Genomic DNA, 17,183 nt, shown 5'->3' on the forward strand with positions numbered 1-17,183 from the left:
GGTCTATTTGATGCGTGTCAATGTCCTGCGCGGCCTTGGGTCGCGGTTCAAATCCCGGCCGATGCCATCGCGCGGCCCAGGTGCTCGCGCAGCCGCGCCAGCGGCACATCCTGTTCGCGCACCAGGCGAAAACCGAGGTGGATCGGCGGCAGGCCGGCCGAACAGCCGCCGGCTTTGGCATCGCGGATGAAATCGGAGACGTAGGCGCGGTGCAGCCCTTCGGCGATCCGCACGCCGCAATTGGCGGTCTGCGCCTGCGGTCGGCCGGCGGCGTCGATCGCGGTGCGGTCGAAGCAGGTGGTGGTCCATTCCCAGACGTTGCCGGACAGATCGAGCAGTCCGCGCTCGTTGGCGCCGAAGCCGCCAAAGCTGCGCAAGCTGGCCGACAGATCGTCACGATCGGATTCGCGCTCATAGCGCGCGATCCACCGCACCGACGGATCGTCGTTGTCCGAGGCCAGCCCGTCATCCTTGAACTTGCTGCCGGCCGCAAACGCCCATTCGGCGTCGGTCGGCAGCCGGTAGTGTGCGCCGGTCTTGCGCGACAGCCAGTCGGCGTAGGTGGTAGCGTCCTGCCAGGACACCTGTACGGCGGGCCTGTCGGCGCGAACCGCGGTGTTGGCCGGCATCGGATGGCAGGCGCCATCGTCGACGCAGAGTTGATAGTCCGCCGTGCTGACCTGATGCAGCATGATCGACAGCGGGCGGTCGAACTGCAGCTTGGTCCGCGGCGCCTCGATCTGCCGGCCATCGCGGGTGAATTCGCCGGGCAGCCGGTAGTCCATCGCGCCCGGCGCGATCTCGACCATCGCCTGCTGGCCGTCGAGCGCCGCGTCGCCGTGGCCGATCACCAGCGGCGTCACTGCCAAAGGCGTGGCGAAGCCGGCGAGGGCAGCGAGGGCGATCTTAGCTTTGAAGGCGAGCAGCATGGCAGCAACCAGGTGATCTGTCCGTCATTGCGAGGAGCGAAGCGACGAAGCAATCCAGCTCCGAACGGTGGACTGGATTGCTTCGCTTCACTCGCAATGACGGGTGGGACGAGAGGGACCCGCGCGGACGCGGGTCCTGGGGGGCGGAGGTGATTAGTTCGTCGGGCCGCCCGGGATCGGGCCGGGTGCGCTGAGCTGCTTCATCAGGTCGTCGTTCCACTTGCCGTCGACCTTGAAGTGCGCGGTGGCGCCGAGCTCGATCGCTTCGATCAGGTTGTGGTTGAGGTAGGCATAAACGCCCGGCTGCTTGAAGGTGTAGAGCGCAGCACCGGCCGAACCGCCGCGAATGAACCAGGTCTCCAGATTGGTCTCCGGCGGATTGGCGAACTTGCCGGTCTCCCAGACGTAGTCGCCGTGACCGCCGATCAGGTGCGGGCGGGTGTCGCGGTTGGCCTGCGAATGCACGATCAGCACGGTCTCGCCGACCTTGGCGGGCATCGCGTTCTTGCCGGTCAGCGCTCCGACCTTGCCGTTGAACACCACGTGGGTCGGGATCAGCTTGCGCATCACCTCGGCGGTGTCGACGTAGGATTCGGCCGGCGACGCATAGGCCTTGTATTTGCCGTTCTGATCCTTCGGCACGTACATGTCCTGCTCGCCGATGTAATAGACCCGGTCGTAGCGCAGCGGCTTGCCGTTCCGATCCTTCAGGCCGTCACGCGGCAGCACCATGATGGCGCCGTTCATGCCAGAAACGACGTGCCACGGGATCATGTTGCCGCCCGGAGCGCAGTGATACACGAATACGCCGGAGCGATCGGCCTTGAAGCGCAGCACCACCTGTTCGCCGGGATTGATCAGCGTCAGCGCGCCGCCACCGAGTGCGCCGGTCGAGGCGTGGAAGTCGATGTTGTGCGGCATGGTGTTGCTGGCGGGATTGACCAGCGTCAGTTCGACATAGTCGCCCTCGTGCACCACCATCAACGGTCCGGGCATCGAACCGTTGAACGTCATCGCCTGGAATTTGGTGCCGTCTTCGTCGATCACCACTTCCTTTTCCTGCACCACCATCTTGAATTCGACGACCTTGGGTCCATCCTTGGTGGCCTGCTGATGCGCGTGCACGAACGGCGGTGCGACCAGTTCGACCTTCTGGCGCGGCAGCTTGGAGACATCGTCTTCGGCGGCGGCCGCTGCCACGGTCGGCGCGCTGAGTAACAGTGCAGTGACGGCGGCGCTCAGCAGAGTATCTCGGCGGGTCATCATGGTAGAGGTCCTTGCGGCTGGATTGAAACTCGGCTGGCGCAACCATGCTCCTGCCGCGTCCCCGCTGTTTGTCCCAGCACAAGCTCGCAGATGAATACCTTTCAACTACGGGATTGCCCGCATCCGTCATTCGTCGGATGTGACAACTACGAGGTGTAGGAACCCTCCGAAACGTTGTCGCGCGACAAAGAACGCCGCCGCACCGGGCCTCAGCATGGCGGGTCAACGGAGACGACAATGTCGATTGACCGCACCCTCGTAGTCGAAGACGTGATGCGCCGATGGCCGGCGACGATCCGGGTGTTCCTGGATTTCAAGCTCGCCTGCGTTGGCTGCCCGATCGCGACGTTTCACACGATCGAGGATTCCTGCCACGAGCATGGCATCGCCGAGGCGCCGTTTCTCGCGGCGCTGCGTGAAGCAGTGGCGCAGTCTCAGGAGGTCTTGTCGTCGGGCGCCTGATCGGCCAGCACCACGAGCTGATGCGGCTCGCGCAGCACGATCTTCTGCCGGCCGCTTTCGATCAGGCCCTTTTGCTCCCAGCCCGACAGCAGCCGGCCCACGGTGTGCAGCGTGGTGCCGGTCATCTGTGCGATGTCCTGCCGGCTGATCGGGAAATCGATCTGCACGCCATTCTCGACCTTGCGGCCGCTCTGCTTGGCGAGCCGCAGCAGCGCATGGGCGACGCGCTGCTCGACCTGCTGGGTCGACATCTCCACCACCCGGGAATGCGTCTCCTGCAGCCGGCCGCCGACGGTGCGCAGCGTGTTGGTGGCGAGCGCCGGATACTGCTCGACCAGCCGCGGCCAGGCCGCGGTCGGCCAGGCCAGCACGATCGAATCGTCGACCGCGGTGGCGGTCGCCGGATAGCGGTTGAGCCCGATCGCCATCGCCACGCCCAGCGTCTCGCCGGGCGCGACATAGCGCACCACGATCTGCTCGCCGGCCGGCGTCACCTTGCTGGCGCGGACGTGGCCGTGCAGCAGCACGAAGAACGAGTGGGCGTCCTCGCCCTGTTCGAACACATGGCCGTTCTTGGGAACCCGGATCGACCGCGCCTCGAGCAACACGGCGTCGAGCTCCGCCGGGCTCAGCCCCGCAAACAGCGGCAGTTTCGCAACCAGGGAAGTGTCGATCGTCGCCATCGAGGCTCTCGCGCCAGGGTTCGGTCCGCGCCAGCTAAATCGCGATTGCCGGCGGGGGGCAAGGGGGAAAGCCCAGGGAGAGATCTACGCGACAAGCGGAATATCGGTCAGCGGGAAGTCGTTGCCCTTGCACAGCAGGGGGGCATTCAAAGCTTTGGCCAGCGCATAGGCGAAGCAATCTCCGTAGTTGAGAGCTGCTTTGTGGCCGGTCCCTTTCCCGAACCGCACATGCGCCGAACGCGCGTATCCGGCCTGCTCGGTGGTCACGGGCTCGATCCGGATGCGGGCCGCCGCGATGAAGTCATCAAGCCATCGTTCGGCTTTGGCTGGCTGAATGTCCTTTAGTCCACGAAGAACGATCGCGGCCTCCAGCAAATTGCCCGAGGAGAGAACCGGTTGGTCGTCGGAGGCGATGAGCCGCGCAAACTGGGCTGCCTCTGGTTCCTCGCGAAAGATCGCAATGATCGCCGACGTGTCGATGACGATCACGTGGGCAATCCGTTCTCATCGTAGCCGAGAATTTCGTCTGGAGTTCTCCCGGTGTCGGGCAATGCGGCGTACCGGCCTGCGATTTTCAGCAGTCGTTGCGCGATCTGGTCGGTTTGGCGGCGACGATGCTCGCGTGCGAGCTGTTCGCGCAGCGCATTGGTCACCGCCGCAGTGAGGCTCTCCCCGGTCATGCGGGCCAGCTCTGTCGCTAACTGATGAGCTTCGTCGTTCTTGATGTTGAGATGCATGCGATCTCCGAATGGTAGAAAACTAGCATTTGTCTACCGCGCCCTGTAATTTGGTCTGGCGGGAGGCGCTTGACAAGGGGGGGGGCGTCCAAGGGACGATATTCCTAATGCCGCATCCCGCGTCGAAAGGCGTTCCGCGACGGTTCTCTCCGGCGATCCGCGAGGACGGTCGCGGCCACTGATACCAAGGTCGCGCCTTTCGGCGCTCCGCCTCCCTCGGCCCGGTTGCCGCCGGGAGGTCCCCAGACCCCGTCACTCACGCAATTACTTGCCTGTAACGCCTCCGCATGCCCGAAGCGGAGCTTCGCGCGCGACGTCAGATCCGCTCACACCGCCGCAGGCATGTGGGCGAACACCACTTCGATCAGCGTGCCGGATTGCGGCGCGCTTTTGATGTGGAAGGTGGCGCGGTTGGCTTCGACCAGCGCCTTGGTCAGCGACAGGCTGACGCCGGCTGCTTCGGTGCGGTCGCTCGGCGTGCGGAACGGCTGCAGTGCGGCGGCGAGTTCGTCGTCGTTGAGACGGCTGCCGGTGTCGCGGACGCGCAGCACCACCTCGCCGGCGTCGCTGAGCGCGGTCGAGACGATCACCTGTCCGCCGGCATTGGCCAGATGGATCGAGGTGCTGATCAGGTTCATGACGATCTGGCGCAGCGCTTGTGCGTCGGCCACAACGCTCGGCAGCGAATGCGCCAGCGAGGTCCGGATGATGATGCGCTCGCGGTTGGCGCGCGGCTGCATCACCGCGACGCTCTGTTCGACCAGCTCATTGAGGTTGATGCTGGCGAAGGCGAGATCGAGCTTGCCGGTCTCGATCCGCGACAGATCGAGCAGATCGTCGACGATGCCGATGACGCGTTCGCCCGAAGCGCGGATGTCCTTCAAGTAATCGACATAGCGCTCGTTGCCGAGCGGGCCGAACCGTTCCTCGATCATCACTTCGGCAAAGCCGATGATCGCGTTGAGCGGCGCGCGGATCTCGTGGCTGAGCCGCGCCAGCACATCCGCCTTGGCGCCGGCGGCCCGTTCGGCGAGCCGCTTGGCCTGGCTCAGTTCGGTCTCGGTGCGCTGCACCTGCGACAGATCGCGGAATACGGCGAAGAAATTCGGCCCGTCGGCGCGGGTCCGGCCGATCGTCATGGTGAGCGGAAACAGCCCGCCTTCGCGCACCTGGCCGAGCGCTTCGAGCCCGTGGTCGAGTACGCTCTGGGCGCGGCCGCTCTTGATGCTGTCCAAGTAATCGAGCACGGCGGCGCAGCTTTCCGGCGCGAACAGCTCGATCAGATTGTGCTGCGCCAGCGCGTCACCGTCGTAGCCGAACAGCGCTTCGGCGCTGCGGTTGGCGGCGCTGATCTGGCCGGCTTCGTCGAACATCAGCACGCCTTCGGCGGTGGTGTCGAGAATCGCGCCGAGTTCTTCGGCGTTCGCGGCGCCGACCACCGAGGGCGCATCCTCGAGCGCAGTCGCCGGCGCGAACGGCAATTCGGGCACGGCGGTTGGTGCAGGGGCGGGCGAGCAGATCAGCGCCAGCGCCTGATCGCCGTCCCAGGCGATCGTGAACAGCCGCGCTTCGGTCGGGGCCGCGTCACCACCTTGTGCGGCGGTGATGGTGATCGGGGTGCCGGTCTCCGAACTGCTGCTGGAATCGCCGACACCGGAGTCGACATACAGCGCATCGAGGCCGCCGGCCTCTTCGAGCGCGGCGACGCTCGGAAAGCCCATCCGCGCCAGGAATGCGGAGTTTGCATAGAGCAGCCGGTCGAGCCGATAGATCAGCACGCCGACCGGCATCAGATCGAGCAGCAGGCGGTCGCGCGCGCTGGCGCCGCTTGCCGGCGTGGGCGCCGGCGCGAGCCACTCCGCGCGCGGGGCCTCCGGCGTCTCGGCCGGTGCTGCTTCCTGCTCCGGCGTAACTTCGTCGTCGGCAATCGATGGAGCATCGGCGGTCGGCGGAGTCTCGCTCGCGAGCCGGGCTGCCAGTTGCTGCGCCAGTTCGTGGAAGGCGCTGTTCTCGCCCGGGGTCAGCGACGGCGCACGCGCGTCGTTGGCGGCGCGGAACGGCAGGACGTTTTTCGGGGTATCCACGGGCGTGTCCAAGGGGTTCAGGAGCGGGTCCAGAGCAGGGGCCTGGTCTGAAGCGGGGGAATGCGGCGCGCGATCGGCCGACAGCGGCTGCGGCCGCGGCGGCGGTTCGTTCGAGCCGTGCCGGCGGAGCGCCGCGAGATAATCGAGCGCGGCGAGATCGCGGCAGACGCCGAAGCCGCGATAGCCGGCAAAGGCACCGCCCTGATCCTGCACCGGCAGGCCGGACATTTCGATCGGCAGCCGCAGCGCGGCACCATCCGCCGGCCATTGCAGCGTGATGCCGCTCCAAGTGTGGCGGGTGGCAAGTGCGGCCGCGACAAGACCTTGCGGATCGAGCCTGAGCCGGTCCGCGACTTCGGTCCAACGCTCACCGAGATTGGCGGCGGTATGCGGGCCGATCAGGCGGAGGAATTCGTCGGAGGCGATCGCCAGTCGGTCGGCCAGATCGATCTGCCAAACGAAGCGCAACGGATGCCGGCGCGGCGCAGGCAGTTCGGGCACCGTGTCGACGGCGGGTGTAGCGCCGGTTGCCGCCGGCTCTGCAGCGGCCTGCTCGGTTGCCGCGGATTGTTCGGTGGCCGGCTGCTGTTCGGTCTCGACGACGTCCGGTGCTGCCGGCTCATCGGCGACGGCCTCGATGTAAGGCGAGGGCTCATGCGTCGTTTCAGGCGCGACAGGCTCTTTGACTGGGACCACCTCGGCGGCGGGCTGTTCGACAGGAGCAGCCGGCGGAGAATGCGGCGCGTTGCTATCAACACTGTCCGCCTGCGGCTCGGTAGCTGCCGACTGCGCCTCGGCAGCGGCTGCGACGTCGTCGAGCAGTGTGAATTCGGCGGGCGCTTCGCTCAGGATCGCGAAGGTCTCGTAGTTGGGCTCAGCCGTTGCCGCCTCGGTTTCGGCCGGCTGCTGATCGGATGCGGGGGCTGGATTGCTCTCCAGTTCGACGGGCGGCTGCGTCGCGCTGGACTCGTCTTCTGCATCCTGGGTGACCGCGATCGGCTCTGCCGCTGACTCAGTAGTCCGCGGAGCTTCGACAGTCGGCTCCGCCTGTGTGGCCGGCTCGACCGGCGCCTCAACGGCCGTGGGATGCTGGGCTTCGAGCTGTGGATCTGAATCAGGCTGAGGCTGCGGTTCTGACGAATTAGCTTTTGGCTGCGGAGCAGGCTCGGTCGTCGTGCCCGGCGCCAGCAGCGCGATCAGGCCAACATCCGCGCCGCTGCCGACCCGCTGCAGCACCAGATGGCCAAATCCGATCGGCGTTTCGGCACGGCCGAGCCGCAGCGCGTCGGCGCGCGCCTGGTCGAGACCAGCCTCACTGAGATTGCGGAAGCCGAGCAGCGTGCGCGCGGCGGCGCTGGAGCCGACGAACAGGCCGTCGCTGGCAAAAGCTGCGATCGGGGTATCGACGCCTTCGACCAGGCCGCGCAGCCGGTCGATCAACGGCATCGGGCGGCCGATCGATTCTGCGGCGGCGATCAGAACCCCGGCGCTGCCATCAGCGAAAAAGAGCCGGGTGCAGGCGCAGGTCACCAGTGCGCCGAGTGGGGCGCCGAAGCCGCGCAGCCGTTCCAGCCGCGTCGCGCCGTTCTGCGGCAGCTTGGCGGCGAGCTGGGCAACCTGACGGCGATGCGGATCGGCGGGACGGAAGCTGCGGCCGGCGAGCTCGGCGGCGTTGGCGGCGCCGAACAGCCGGGCGGCGACTGGGTTTGCCCAGAGAACGCGGCTGCCGTCGGTTGACCACAGCCACGCCGGCAACGTCCGGGTCGCGTGCACCGCGAGCCGGGGATCGTCGACCCCTCGCAATTGAAAGTCCCAGTTCGTCATCGCTACTCGTACGCCCGGCTCGCCAGCGGTTGCGCCTGTGGCCGACAGAGCGCGGGGCCTAAGAACCTTAACAATTCATTATCGCCAGCGGCTCCCGTTAGGTCCACGTTTGCGATGAGGCTATCCCGTCTTAAGCGCCGATAACCTTAATTTGGCCACGCCTGAGGACCTGGAAAGCCCTGATCGCGTTGGAAGGTTGCAAAACCATGACGATCGGTCACGATGCGCTAGTCGACATCCGCCGGTCACACCGGCGATGCGATAGGTCGGTAAGGTCTTCGGCGCCGGGTCGAGCAGCGGCGTAACAGGCGGAAGGAGCTGACGATGGATCAGGAAGAACGTGATCGGTTCGAGATTCCCAAGGAAATGCGCTCGATGGCCGAGGCCGGGTTCGATCAGGCCCGCAAGGCGTTCGAGCACATGCTGTCCAGCGCCCAGCAGACTGCCGCCACCATCGAAGATCGCGGCGCCGCCGCCCGGGCCAACGCCAAGGAGATCACCGGCCGCGCCGTCAGCTTCGCCGAGCGCAACGTTCATGCGGCGCTCGACTACGCCCAGCAGCTTGTCCACGCCAAGGACCTTGGCGACGTGATGCGGGTGCACACCGAATACGTTCAGTCGCAGATGAAAGCGCTCGCCGAGCAGGCCAGCGAGCTCGGCCAGGTCGTCACCAAGGCGGCTCAGGACGTGGCCAAGCCGAAGAGCTGAGCCTTCACGTCCTCCTCGGCCGGCGGGGCATTGGCCCCGCCCACCACGCCCATGGCGCGAAATGTGGCAGTGCAATGCAATTTTATGTTGCATTGCACAATTTCTGTGGTATTTTGTGACGAATGGACGGCTTCGGTCGTCCCGGCTCGGCGTCCAGCCTGAAGATTGCGCAGGCCGCTCGCGCGGGTCACTTCGATTTGCCCCACCAGCGAAGGATGCCCCTATGGCCGACTCGAGCGATCCGTTTTCCACCGTGATGCCGTTCCAGCTTCCGGAGCAGGTCCGCGCCTTCGCCGAAAAGGGCGTGTCGCAGGCCCGCGAAAGCTACGCCAAGCTGAAGGACGTCGCCGAGACCCAGAACGGCACGATCGAGGCTGTGTTCACCTCGGCCAGCAAGGGCGCGACCGATTATTCGACCAAGGTGTTCGACTTCGTGAAGACCAACACCAGCGCCAGCTTCGACTTCGCGCAGAGCCTGATCGGCGCCAAGACCCTGCCGGACGTGATGGAATTGTGGACCTCCCACGCCAAGAAGCAGATCGAGACGCTGACCGCGCAGACCAAAGAGCTCACCGAGCTGACCCAGAAGGTCGCCGCCGAGACGGTCGAGCCGATCAAGGCCAACGCCTCGAAGATCTTCAAGCCGGCCGCCTGATCCGGCCCGGTTTTCAACGTTTTCAGGGCCCGGGCCATGCGCCCGGGCTTTGTCGTCGGAAGGTTGTTGTCGACAGCACCCCCGACATTGGTTTTGCAGCCGAACACGGTCTTGCCAAAGCGCGGCGTTGCACCTAGTTTCCGCCCGTTCGCGGGCCACCTCGGCCGCGCCGGATGCAGTTGTAGCTCAGTTGGTTAGAGCGCCTGTCTGTGGAACAGGAGGTCGGTGGTTCGAGCCCACCCAACTGTACCACTCCTAAAATCCCCCTTTTCAGATCGATCAGCCGCCAGCCGCCGAAATCGAGCGGACCGACGCGCTTGGCCTGCCCCACGCGCCCGAGATCGCGTGCGCAGGCCCGCGGCTGTACAGCACTCCCATAATACCGTTTCGGGGAGATTCTTCGTATTCACCTTAACTCTATCTTGATGCGCCTCGACCTAAGATTGCGACAAGTTGCGTTGAGTTTAGTAACCGGAGTTTGCGGATGCGCCTGAGTAAGCCGCGCATTGTCGTTTTGGGCATTGCTCTCGCCGCCGGCGCTGCTGCCGCGTTCCTGGCGAGCAGTTCGGACTCGGAGCGACCCCGCCAGGTCGCGGAGCCAACTCCGCAGCTCCAGACCGCCGATGTTCTCGTCGCGAAATCGAATATCGCGCTTGGACAGCTCGTCACCCCTTCGGATGTCCGCTGGCAGAGCTGGCCGGCCGATAGCGCCAGCGAGCACTTTCTCCGCCGCGACAAGATGCCCAACACCGAAGCGTTTCTGGCCGGGACAATCGCGCGCTCGCCCTTCGTTGCCGGCGAGCCGATCCGCGAAGTCAAACTGGTGAAGCCCAACGGCTCCGGCTTCATGGCGGCAATCCTGCCGACCGGCATGCGCGCGGTCTCGACGGAGATTTCGCCGGAAACCAGCGCCGGCGGCTTCATTCTTCCCAACGACAAGGTCGACGTGATCCTGACCAAGCGTGACAAGAGCTCCGACATTCCCGGCGCCAAGGACACGGTGACGTCGACGACGATCCTGACGAATGTGCGCGTGCTCGCGATCGATCAGCTGCCCAAGGAGCGGGAAGGGCAGAACAACGTGATCGGCAAGACGGCGACCCTCGAGCTCACAGGCGATCAAGCCGAGGTGCTGACGCGGGCCCGGCAGTCCGGCACGCTGTCGCTCGCGCTGCGCAGCATCGCGGATGCCCGGCTTGTGGCCGAGGCATCGGACCAGGGCGACAAGCAGATCACGATATACAAAGGCACAGACAAAGAGCTCTACAGCTGCGCGCCTCTCTGCGAACGCCGATAGCCTTCAAAGAACCCCGACGCGGTGAGCCTACCAAGGTGGGCCACCACGCCTTGCCGGCGCTGCGCGGCGACTGAATTAGCCAAAACCACCTGCCGAGATCGTCCCCCTGCCGGCCGCTTTCTGAGCGGGCGGCCGCCATCGCGTTGTGGCATTCCGTTCGGAACGGAATGGCGGACCGTCACGTTGCTTGAAGCGAAACAAAGCGCGGAGAGCCGGCATGACCGACCGGGAATTGAGCGATCAGGCGATCGCCGTGTTGGTGGATGTGGCCCGGACAGCCGGCCGTGACCTCAATGCGGGCCAGCGGCTCGAACTCGACCGGCTGGTTTCGGATGGCCTGGTTGCCGTCAGTCATTCCGGCGATCCGGCCGGGCAGCGTCACTATCGTCTGACCGTGGCCGGTCAAAGCGCCTTGGACCAACGCGGCGTTGGCGCCAACGAAGCTTAGCGTCCAGCCTCCTAGCGTCCAGCCTTGTCGCGCAGCGCCAGCTCGCGCGCTGCTTGCGAATTCCTCGCGCCTCACGCACACTCCGCCGGTCAGCCAAATAACAACAAGGCGGCCGAACGCCTGCGGGGAAACGTCAGCACAGCAGGGGGCCATCCATGATCTCTACCCATTCGATCTCGCCGCGCGTCGTTCGTCGTCATGGTCTTGTTCTGGCCGCCAGCTTTGGTCTGTCACTGATTGCAGGTTCAGCGCTGGCCTACACCGCCGAGCAGCAGCAGGCGTGTACGGGCGACGCGATGCGGTTGTGCGGTGCGTTTGTCCCCGACGTCGACCGGATCACCGTCTGCATGGTGCAGAACAAAGCGCAGCTCACACCCGCCTGCCGCGCACACTTCGGGCCGACGCCGGTGGCGATGCAGACAAACGAGGCCGTGCGCCGCAAACCAACCAGCCTCAAGCCCCTCAAGCCCCGCAAACCTCACAAGCGCGAGCGGCAGTAACTGACAAAGCCTCCGCGGTTCCGGGATCTGCGCGACAGCTTGCCGCGTTGGTGCCGAAATCGACGCGCATATCTCGCGCCTGAGGAGAGCTTTGTGACAGAGATCGATCACCGCGCCGAACTCGACCGCCATCTGCAGTGGTTCGAGTCCAAGCTACCACCCCGGCCGGCGCATTTCGTCGGCTGGCTGCGGCGGCCGTCATCAAAGTACGTCCGGCTGCCCCTCGGCGTCGCCCTGGTTGGCGGCGGCATGCTGAGCTTTCTGCCAGTCCTGGGACTATGGATGCTGCCGCTCGGCATGGTGCTGATCGCCCAGGACGTGCCGGCGCTGGAGAAGCCGACCGCACGGACGCTGAACTGGATCGAGCGCAAATGGCTGGAGCGGCAACGCGGCCGCGGTGCGGATACTAAGCCGTTCGATGCTGATCAGCAGTCGGCGGGCTCTGATACATCCGCCAAGACCGCGGCCTGATCAGCAGCGTTGTCATCAAGCCGCTATTCAAAAACCGTCTTCGGGACTCAATGAGAGCCTGTGCGCTGCGTCAATCCCGGAACTGGTGTGACTCAAAAACCAGCCGATCGCTACAATCTGGCGAGGCGATGATCACTGCCTGCAATTTTATCTTTCACGAATCAACGAGCTGATTCACTTTGCCGCCAAGGTCAATCGGGAGGCCAGGGTATGAACGTCATCGTTTTTGCTTCGCGTAAAGGCGGCTCGGGAAAAAGTACCCTGGCTGCTCACTTGGCTGCACAGGTCCATAAAGCCTCGCGTCCGTGTCTGCTGATCGATGCCGATCCGCAGGGCTCGCTGACGCTGTGGCACAAACTTCGCGGTACCAACGAGCCGCCGCTGCGGACCGCAACGCGGTCGATCACCGACATCGTGGCCGCCGCTAAGCGCGATGGCATCGAATGGATCTTCGTTGATACGCCGCCGAACCTGTCTGCGGTGGTCGACGATGCGATCCGCAACGCCACGATGGTGATCATTCCGGCGCGGCCCGGCGTGTTCGACGTCAACGCTGTGCAGGATACGATCCAGACCTGCCGCTCGCACCGCAAGCCCTACGCGGTGGTGCTCAACGGCGCCCCGGCGCTGCGTGACGAGGTCGAAAGCCGGATCGTCACCATCGCGCGCGATGCGCTGGCCAAGTTCAAGGCTCCGGTCTGGGGCGGGCAGATCACCAATCGTGCCGATCTTCTGATGGCGCTCGGTGAAGGCCAGGGCGCCCGGGAATACGCCGCCGAAGGCCGCGCGGCTTACGAGATCAACCGGCTATGGGCGGCGATCGAACGCTCGGTGAAGGCGATCCGCGGGGCCGGAAATTCCGGCATGCACAAGCAAGCGGCCTGATCGCAAACCAACACGACTGCAGCGCGCGGCCACCCGCGCGTTTTTTCATGAGTTGTTGCGACCGATCGCCGCGTGCGCGCGGACAGATGATTGCGCAGAAAAAAACCGGGCCCACGAAGAGCCCGGTCTAAGGTCTTTGGCCTGTTAGGCCGACACAATCACCTTCCAAGAGGGATAGCTGAGCCGCCGCGCCACTGGAGGAGGGGGACTTGATGCAGCGCGACCCCTCAACGTGAGAACGATTTGATCCGCGATCCGGCGGCCCGGCAAGCGGGCCCCCCGCATGTCAGACATGCGGAGCCCCGGGAGCGACAAATCAGCCCGGCCAGCGTTGCGCCTTGTTGACCACGAAGTCGCGGAACACCTGCACCCGCGCCACGGTCTTCAATTCTTCCGGATAGACGAAGTACGTGTCGAGCTGGATTGAATCTTCCTCGCCGAACAACTGCACCAGACGGTTGGTGTCCTCGATCAGATAATCCGGCAGCGCGGCGATCCCGAGACCTTGCTGGCAGGCGCGCACCAGGCCGAGGATGTTGTTGACCTTGAAGTAGGGCTCGCGCGGACCCATGCCGTTGCGCCCGGCTTCGATCAGCCAGCTGCGGTTTTGCAGATGCGGCGGCACCTGGCTGTCGCTCAGCATGATCAGCCGGTGATTGTCGAGATCCTCCAGCGTCCGCGGCGTGCCGAAGTTCTTGATGTATTCCGGCGAGCAATAGGCGTGGAAGCCGATCGAGAACAGCTTGCGCTGGATCAGGTCGGGTTGGGTCGGCTTGCGGGTGCGGATCGCGACGTCGGCCTCGCGCATCGACAGGTCGAGCTCTTCGTCGGTGACGATCAGCGAGATCCGGATTTCGGGGTACAGCGCGGTGAATTCGCCGAGCCGTGGCACCAGCCAGTGAATGCCGAGCCCCGGCGTCGTCGTGACCTTGAGGTCGCCGCTCGGCCGCTCGCGGCTGTCGGTGAGCTTGGCGCGGGCCGCCTGCAGCTGCATGAACACGTCATGCGCGGTGCGGAACAGCAGATCGCCCTGCTCGGTGAGGATCAGGCCGCGGGCGTGGCGGTGAAACAGCGACACCGAGAGCTCCTGCTCCAGTGCGCTGACCTGCCGCGACACCGCCGACTGCGACAGCCCGAGCTGCTCGCCGGCATGGGTGAAACTCCCCGCTTCGGCAGCGGCGTGAAAGACCTTCAGCTTATCCCAGTCCATATCGGTGAACCCGTCGCGGTGTCGCGCCATCCAGAGAGTTATTCGGCCGCTTGGCGGTCGCCGGCGCGCAGCGCCAGGAAGCGTTCGGCTTCGAGAGCCGCCATGCAGCCCATTCCGGCTGCGGTGACGGCTTGGCGGTAGGTCTCGTCGGCGACGTCGCCGGCGGCGAACACGCCAGGTACCGAGGTTGCGGTCGAATTCGCCGCGACCTCGACATAACCGGACGGTTTGAGCTTGATCTGGTCTTTGAACAGCTCCGTCGCCGGCGCATGCCCGATCGCGATGAACACGCCGTCGGCCTTGACCTCGCTGATCGTGCCGCTCTTGACGTTCTTCAGGCGCACGTGGGTGACCTTGGTCGGGTTCTCGGCGCCGCAGATCTCGTCGACCGCGACGTCCCAGATCACCTTGATCTTCGGATGCTTGAACAGCCGGTCCTGCAGGATGCGTTCGGCCCGGAAGTGGTCGCGCCGGTGCACGATGGTGACGCTGGCGGCGAAGTTGGTCAGGAACAGCGCTTCCTCGACCGCGGTGTTGCCGCCGCCAATCACCACGACATCCTTGCCGCGATAGAAGAAGCCGTCGCAGGTCGCGCAGGCCGAGACGCCGAAGCCCTTGTAGGTCTGTTCGGACGGAATACCGAGCCAGCGCGCCTGAGCGCCGGTGGCGAGGATCAGCGTGTCGGCCAGATAGACGTCGCCGCTGTCGCAGGTCAGCCGGAACGGCCGCTGGCTGAGGTCGAGATCGACCACAAGGTCGGTCTTGATCCGGGTGCCGACATGCAGCGCCTGTTTCTCCATCTGCTCCATCAGCCACGGGCCTTGGATCACATCGGCGAAGCCGGGGTAGTTCTCGACGTCGGTGGTGATGGTGAGCTGACCGCCGGGCTGCATGCCCTGGATCAGGATCGGCTCCAGCATCGCGCGAGAGGCGTAAATCGCGGCGGTATAACCGGCGGGCCCGGATCCGATGATCACGACCTTGGCTTGAACCGGACTCGGCATGAATCAGTCCCCGAAACTGAGGGCGGCGCGACGCAGGGAAAGGCCTGGCTGGGGCATCGCCAATGGGCGGAAGATCAGACAGAAGTCTATGTTATTTGGCGAGCTATGCAAGATTTGCAATACCTCCGTGCAGGATTTCCCACCAAGAATAGAAAACGAGCTGTGAGCATCGCGAAATAAAATTACCCAAATTTCGCGGGGTGCGCTAAGAGAGGCTGTTTCTAAGCCGAATCCGCCTTGCGGGAATAGCACCAGCGTGACCAAGAGCCTCGACCAGATCGACCTCAAGATCCTGCAGGAAATTCAGGACGACGGCCGAATCACCAATGTCGAACTGGCCAAACGGGTCGGGATTTCGCCGCCGCCGTGTCTGCGGCGGGTGCGGACGCTGGAGGAAGAGGGCTACATCCTCGGCTATCGCGGGCTGCTCGATCCGGCGCATCTCGGTTTCGACGTCACGGTGTTCGCCTCGGTGCATTTGTCGAGCCAGGCCGAGGCCGACCTGCGCGGGTTTGAGGAGTTCGTCCGCAACGAGCCGCTGGTACGCGAGTGCTGGATGCTGTCGGGCGAAGTCGACTTCATCCTGAAATGCGTCGCGCCCGACATGGCGACGTTCCAGAATTTTGTCGCCCATCTCACCGCCGCCCCGCACGTCCGCAACGTCCGCACCTCGCTAGTGCTGCGCAATTCGAAATACGCCGCCGCGGTGCCGCTGGAGCTGAAGGCGGCGACGACCTGAAGCCGCCGCCGCGATCGTTTTAGCGCTGCTGTAGTGTCAGCGATCGCGCCGCAGGATGCGGTCGAGGCTGATCGGTCCACCGCCCGTCGTCACCAAGTACAAGCACGTGAAGCACATCGCGATCGCCAGGCTGCCGCCGTTCAGGAGCGGCAGCCAGACCGGGGTTGCGCCCTTGAAGACGTGGCCGAGGAAATACGCGAACGCCATCTCTCCCGACAGGATGAAGGCGACCGGACGGGTGAACAGGCCGAGCATCAGCAGCGCGCCGAGGATCAGCTCCAGGCTGCCCGCCGCGCCATACAGCGAGAACAGCTCGACCTTGGCGAACATCGGCACAGCGGGGAATTTGAACAGCTTGGCCACGCCGTATTGAAACAGCAGCAAACCGGTGATGAAGCGGAGCAGGCTCAGGGCAAACGGCTGCCAGCGCGCGAACGACTGATTCATGGACGATCCTGATTCTCGAGGTGGGGCAGTCGCGGCCGACCAAGAATGCCGCCGACCGTACGGAACCTTGCCGCAACGCCATGGCACCAGCGACTGAATTCACCGTGAGCCGCTGGAGGTCGGGCAACAAAAAAGCCGCGGCGAAGCGCGGCTTTTTCGTTTCGTTGGCGGTGTGTGCTGGTCAGCGCCACTCGACCTTGGCGATCTCGTAAGCCTTGGCGCCGCCGGGGGCGACGACTTCGACCGAGGAGCCCGCTTTCTTGCCGATCAGCGCCCGCGCCAGCGGCGAGGTGATCGAGATCTTGCCCTTCTTGGCGTCGGCTTCGGCCTCACCAACGATCTGCCACACCGCCTTCTTCTCGGTGTCCTCGTCGATCAGGGTGACGGTGGCGCCGAACTTGACGGTGTCGCCCGACAGCTTGCTGACGTCGATGATGTCCGCGCGCGCCAGCTTGTCCTCGAGTTCGTTGATCCGGCCCTCGTTATGGGACTGCTCTTCCTTGGCCGCGTGATATTCGGCGTTTTCCGAGAGGTCGCCATGGGAGCGCGCTTCGGCGATATGCTCGATGATGCGCGGACGGTCCACCGACTGGCGATGCTTCAACTCGTCCGAAAGTGCGGCGTACCCGCTCGCAGTCATCGGTATCTTTTCGACCATCGTCTCTTCATCCTTCAAGAATACGTTGCGGATCGCCGAACCCTGCTCGCCCGCAACGTCGTCGGGTGTTTACGGCGGCGCCGCGCCTGTGCGGCGTCCGAAGTCGGTTCAAAACGGCACCAGAGCTGTCCGGCAAACGCCGGAGAGAACAATTCCAATGCGGGCGGGTTCCCCGG

Annotated in this window: 19 protein-coding genes and 1 tRNA gene; 10 read left to right on the forward strand and 10 right to left on the reverse strand. The window is 64.9% G+C overall.

Annotated features, from left to right (window positions below; all coding sequences use genetic code 11):
* Nucleotides 1–47 precede the first annotated feature (47 nt).
* Nucleotides 48–929 carry an SUMF1/EgtB/PvdO family nonheme iron enzyme gene (locus tag DY467_RS04230; RefSeq protein WP_164634143.1) on the reverse strand — a complete coding sequence of 294 codons (882 nt, stop codon included), beginning with the start codon at nucleotides 927–929 and terminating at the stop codon, nucleotides 48–50.
* A gap of 153 nt (nucleotides 930–1,082) precedes the next feature.
* On the reverse strand, nucleotides 1,083–2,195 hold the full coding sequence (nirK, locus tag DY467_RS04235) for a copper-containing nitrite reductase (RefSeq protein ID WP_164634144.1): 1,113 nt from the start codon (nucleotides 2,193–2,195) through the stop codon (nucleotides 1,083–1,085).
* 237 nt (nucleotides 2,196–2,432) lie between these two features.
* Between nirK and DY467_RS04240 the strand changes: the two genes are divergently transcribed.
* The gene (locus DY467_RS04240) at nucleotides 2,433–2,657 is read left to right on the forward strand and encodes a DUF1858 domain-containing protein (RefSeq protein WP_164573251.1); all 225 of its coding nucleotides are present in this window, start codon (nucleotides 2,433–2,435) and stop codon (nucleotides 2,655–2,657) included.
* On the opposite strand, the gene DY467_RS04245 is transcribed toward DY467_RS04240, so the two are convergent.
* The 4 genes from DY467_RS04245 to DY467_RS04260 form a co-directional block, all read right to left on the reverse strand.
* Nucleotides 2,630–3,340: a Crp/Fnr family transcriptional regulator gene (locus DY467_RS04245; RefSeq protein WP_164634145.1), complete on the reverse strand. Its 711-nt coding sequence runs from the start codon at nucleotides 3,338–3,340 to the stop codon at nucleotides 2,630–2,632. The two genes, DY467_RS04240 and DY467_RS04245, sit on opposite strands and share 28 nt — an antisense overlap.
* A gap of 84 nt (nucleotides 3,341–3,424) precedes the next feature.
* The gene (locus DY467_RS04250) at nucleotides 3,425–3,829 is read right to left on the reverse strand and encodes a type II toxin-antitoxin system VapC family toxin (RefSeq protein WP_164634146.1); all 405 of its coding nucleotides are present in this window, start codon (nucleotides 3,827–3,829) and stop codon (nucleotides 3,425–3,427) included.
* Nucleotides 3,826–4,077, reverse strand: a complete 252-nt coding sequence (locus DY467_RS04255) for a type II toxin-antitoxin system VapB family antitoxin (RefSeq protein ID WP_164634147.1) — start codon at nucleotides 4,075–4,077, stop codon at nucleotides 3,826–3,828. The genes DY467_RS04250 and DY467_RS04255 overlap by 4 nt, the downstream gene beginning before the upstream one ends.
* Before the next feature lie 326 nt (nucleotides 4,078–4,403).
* Entirely contained in the window at nucleotides 4,404–7,985 is a 3,582-nt protein-coding gene (locus DY467_RS04260; RefSeq protein ID WP_164634148.1) for a PAS domain-containing protein, read from the reverse strand.
* Between the two features lie 324 nt (nucleotides 7,986–8,309).
* Here DY467_RS04260 and DY467_RS04265 point away from each other — a divergent pair, with 324 nt between their 5' ends.
* From DY467_RS04265 to DY467_RS04300, 8 genes are all read left to right on the forward strand, one after another.
* On the forward strand, nucleotides 8,310–8,693 hold the full coding sequence (locus tag DY467_RS04265) for a phasin (RefSeq protein WP_107345756.1): 384 nt from the start codon (nucleotides 8,310–8,312) through the stop codon (nucleotides 8,691–8,693).
* A gap of 223 nt (nucleotides 8,694–8,916) precedes the next feature.
* The gene (locus DY467_RS04270; protein ID WP_164570972.1) at nucleotides 8,917–9,348 is read left to right on the forward strand and encodes a phasin; all 432 of its coding nucleotides are present in this window, start codon (nucleotides 8,917–8,919) and stop codon (nucleotides 9,346–9,348) included.
* A gap of 175 nt (nucleotides 9,349–9,523) precedes the next feature.
* A tRNA-His gene (locus tag DY467_RS04275) sits at nucleotides 9,524–9,600 on the forward strand.
* Nucleotides 9,601–9,832: 232 nt separating this feature from the next.
* Complete coding sequence (gene cpaB / locus DY467_RS04280) at nucleotides 9,833–10,645, forward strand: Flp pilus assembly protein CpaB (RefSeq protein WP_164634149.1); 813 nt, start codon at nucleotides 9,833–9,835, stop codon at nucleotides 10,643–10,645.
* Nucleotides 10,646–10,862: 217 nt separating this feature from the next.
* Nucleotides 10,863–11,093, forward strand: a complete 231-nt coding sequence (locus DY467_RS04285) for a hypothetical protein (RefSeq protein WP_164634150.1) — start codon at nucleotides 10,863–10,865, stop codon at nucleotides 11,091–11,093.
* Nucleotides 11,094–11,248: 155 nt separating this feature from the next.
* Nucleotides 11,249–11,593, forward strand: coding sequence for a hypothetical protein (locus tag DY467_RS04290; protein WP_164634151.1), 345 nt, complete (start codon nucleotides 11,249–11,251; stop codon nucleotides 11,591–11,593).
* 93 nt (nucleotides 11,594–11,686) lie between these two features.
* Entirely contained in the window at nucleotides 11,687–12,064 is a 378-nt protein-coding gene (locus DY467_RS04295; RefSeq protein WP_164634152.1) for a hypothetical protein, read from the forward strand.
* 210 nt (nucleotides 12,065–12,274) lie between these two features.
* Complete coding sequence (locus tag DY467_RS04300) at nucleotides 12,275–12,949, forward strand: AAA family ATPase (RefSeq protein ID WP_107356738.1); 675 nt, start codon at nucleotides 12,275–12,277, stop codon at nucleotides 12,947–12,949.
* Between the two features lie 316 nt (nucleotides 12,950–13,265).
* Here the strand turns inward: DY467_RS04300 and DY467_RS04305 are convergent, their stop codons facing one another.
* Both DY467_RS04305 and trxB read right to left on the reverse strand, forming a co-directional pair.
* Nucleotides 13,266–14,189, reverse strand: a complete 924-nt coding sequence (locus DY467_RS04305; RefSeq protein WP_012497402.1) for a LysR family transcriptional regulator — start codon at nucleotides 14,187–14,189, stop codon at nucleotides 13,266–13,268.
* 8 nt (nucleotides 14,190–14,197) lie between these two features.
* Nucleotides 14,198–15,163, reverse strand: a complete 966-nt coding sequence (gene trxB, locus DY467_RS04310; protein ID WP_164634153.1) for a thioredoxin-disulfide reductase — start codon at nucleotides 15,161–15,163, stop codon at nucleotides 14,198–14,200.
* A gap of 256 nt (nucleotides 15,164–15,419) precedes the next feature.
* Between trxB and DY467_RS04315 the strand changes: the two genes are divergently transcribed.
* Nucleotides 15,420–15,902, forward strand: coding sequence for an Lrp/AsnC family transcriptional regulator (locus tag DY467_RS04315; RefSeq protein WP_011159609.1), 483 nt, complete (start codon nucleotides 15,420–15,422; stop codon nucleotides 15,900–15,902).
* 36 nt (nucleotides 15,903–15,938) lie between these two features.
* On the opposite strand, the gene DY467_RS04320 is transcribed toward DY467_RS04315, so the two are convergent.
* Together DY467_RS04320 and greA are read right to left on the reverse strand one after the other, a co-directional pair.
* Nucleotides 15,939–16,349, reverse strand: coding sequence for a DoxX family protein (locus DY467_RS04320; RefSeq protein WP_107345748.1), 411 nt, complete (start codon nucleotides 16,347–16,349; stop codon nucleotides 15,939–15,941).
* Nucleotides 16,350–16,530: 181 nt separating this feature from the next.
* On the reverse strand, nucleotides 16,531–17,007 hold the full coding sequence (greA, locus tag DY467_RS04325; protein ID WP_011159607.1) for a transcription elongation factor GreA: 477 nt from the start codon (nucleotides 17,005–17,007) through the stop codon (nucleotides 16,531–16,533).
* Nucleotides 17,008–17,183 lie beyond the last annotated feature (176 nt).

The organism is Rhodopseudomonas sp. BR0G17 (assembly GCF_010907025.1).
Lineage (GTDB): Bacteria > Pseudomonadota > Alphaproteobacteria > Rhizobiales > Xanthobacteraceae > Rhodopseudomonas > Rhodopseudomonas palustris_H.

Excerpts from the sequence above, each read along its gene's own strand:
- DY467_RS04230 (WP_164634143.1), bottom strand. The coding sequence starts at position 929 with ATGCTGCTCGCCTTCAAAGCTAAGATCGCCCTCGCTGCCCTCGCCGGC.
- greA (WP_011159607.1), bottom strand. The coding sequence starts at position 17,007 with ATGGTCGAAAAGATACCGATGACTGCGAGCGGGTACGCCGCACTTTCG.
- DY467_RS04255 (WP_164634147.1), bottom strand. The coding sequence starts at position 4,077 with ATGCATCTCAACATCAAGAACGACGAAGCTCATCAGTTAGCGACAGAG.
- DY467_RS04240 (WP_164573251.1), top strand. The coding sequence starts at position 2,433 with ATGTCGATTGACCGCACCCTCGTAGTCGAAGACGTGATGCGCCGATGG.
- DY467_RS04305 (WP_012497402.1), bottom strand. The coding sequence starts at position 14,189 with ATGGCGCGACACCGCGACGGGTTCACCGATATGGACTGGGATAAGCTG.
- cpaB (WP_164634149.1), top strand. The coding sequence starts at position 9,833 with ATGCGCCTGAGTAAGCCGCGCATTGTCGTTTTGGGCATTGCTCTCGCC.
- DY467_RS04270 (WP_164570972.1), top strand. The coding sequence starts at position 8,917 with ATGGCCGACTCGAGCGATCCGTTTTCCACCGTGATGCCGTTCCAGCTT.
- DY467_RS04285 (WP_164634150.1), top strand. The coding sequence starts at position 10,863 with ATGACCGACCGGGAATTGAGCGATCAGGCGATCGCCGTGTTGGTGGAT.
- DY467_RS04320 (WP_107345748.1), bottom strand. The coding sequence starts at position 16,349 with ATGAATCAGTCGTTCGCGCGCTGGCAGCCGTTTGCCCTGAGCCTGCTC.
- nirK (WP_164634144.1), bottom strand. The coding sequence starts at position 2,195 with ATGATGACCCGCCGAGATACTCTGCTGAGCGCCGCCGTCACTGCACTG.
- DY467_RS04300 (WP_107356738.1), top strand. The coding sequence starts at position 12,275 with ATGAACGTCATCGTTTTTGCTTCGCGTAAAGGCGGCTCGGGAAAAAGT.
- DY467_RS04265 (WP_107345756.1), top strand. The coding sequence starts at position 8,310 with ATGGATCAGGAAGAACGTGATCGGTTCGAGATTCCCAAGGAAATGCGC.
- trxB (WP_164634153.1), bottom strand. The coding sequence starts at position 15,163 with ATGCCGAGTCCGGTTCAAGCCAAGGTCGTGATCATCGGATCCGGGCCC.
- DY467_RS04290 (WP_164634151.1), top strand. The coding sequence starts at position 11,249 with ATGATCTCTACCCATTCGATCTCGCCGCGCGTCGTTCGTCGTCATGGT.
- DY467_RS04260 (WP_164634148.1), bottom strand. The coding sequence starts at position 7,985 with ATGACGAACTGGGACTTTCAATTGCGAGGGGTCGACGATCCCCGGCTC.
- DY467_RS04245 (WP_164634145.1), bottom strand. The coding sequence starts at position 3,340 with ATGGCGACGATCGACACTTCCCTGGTTGCGAAACTGCCGCTGTTTGCG.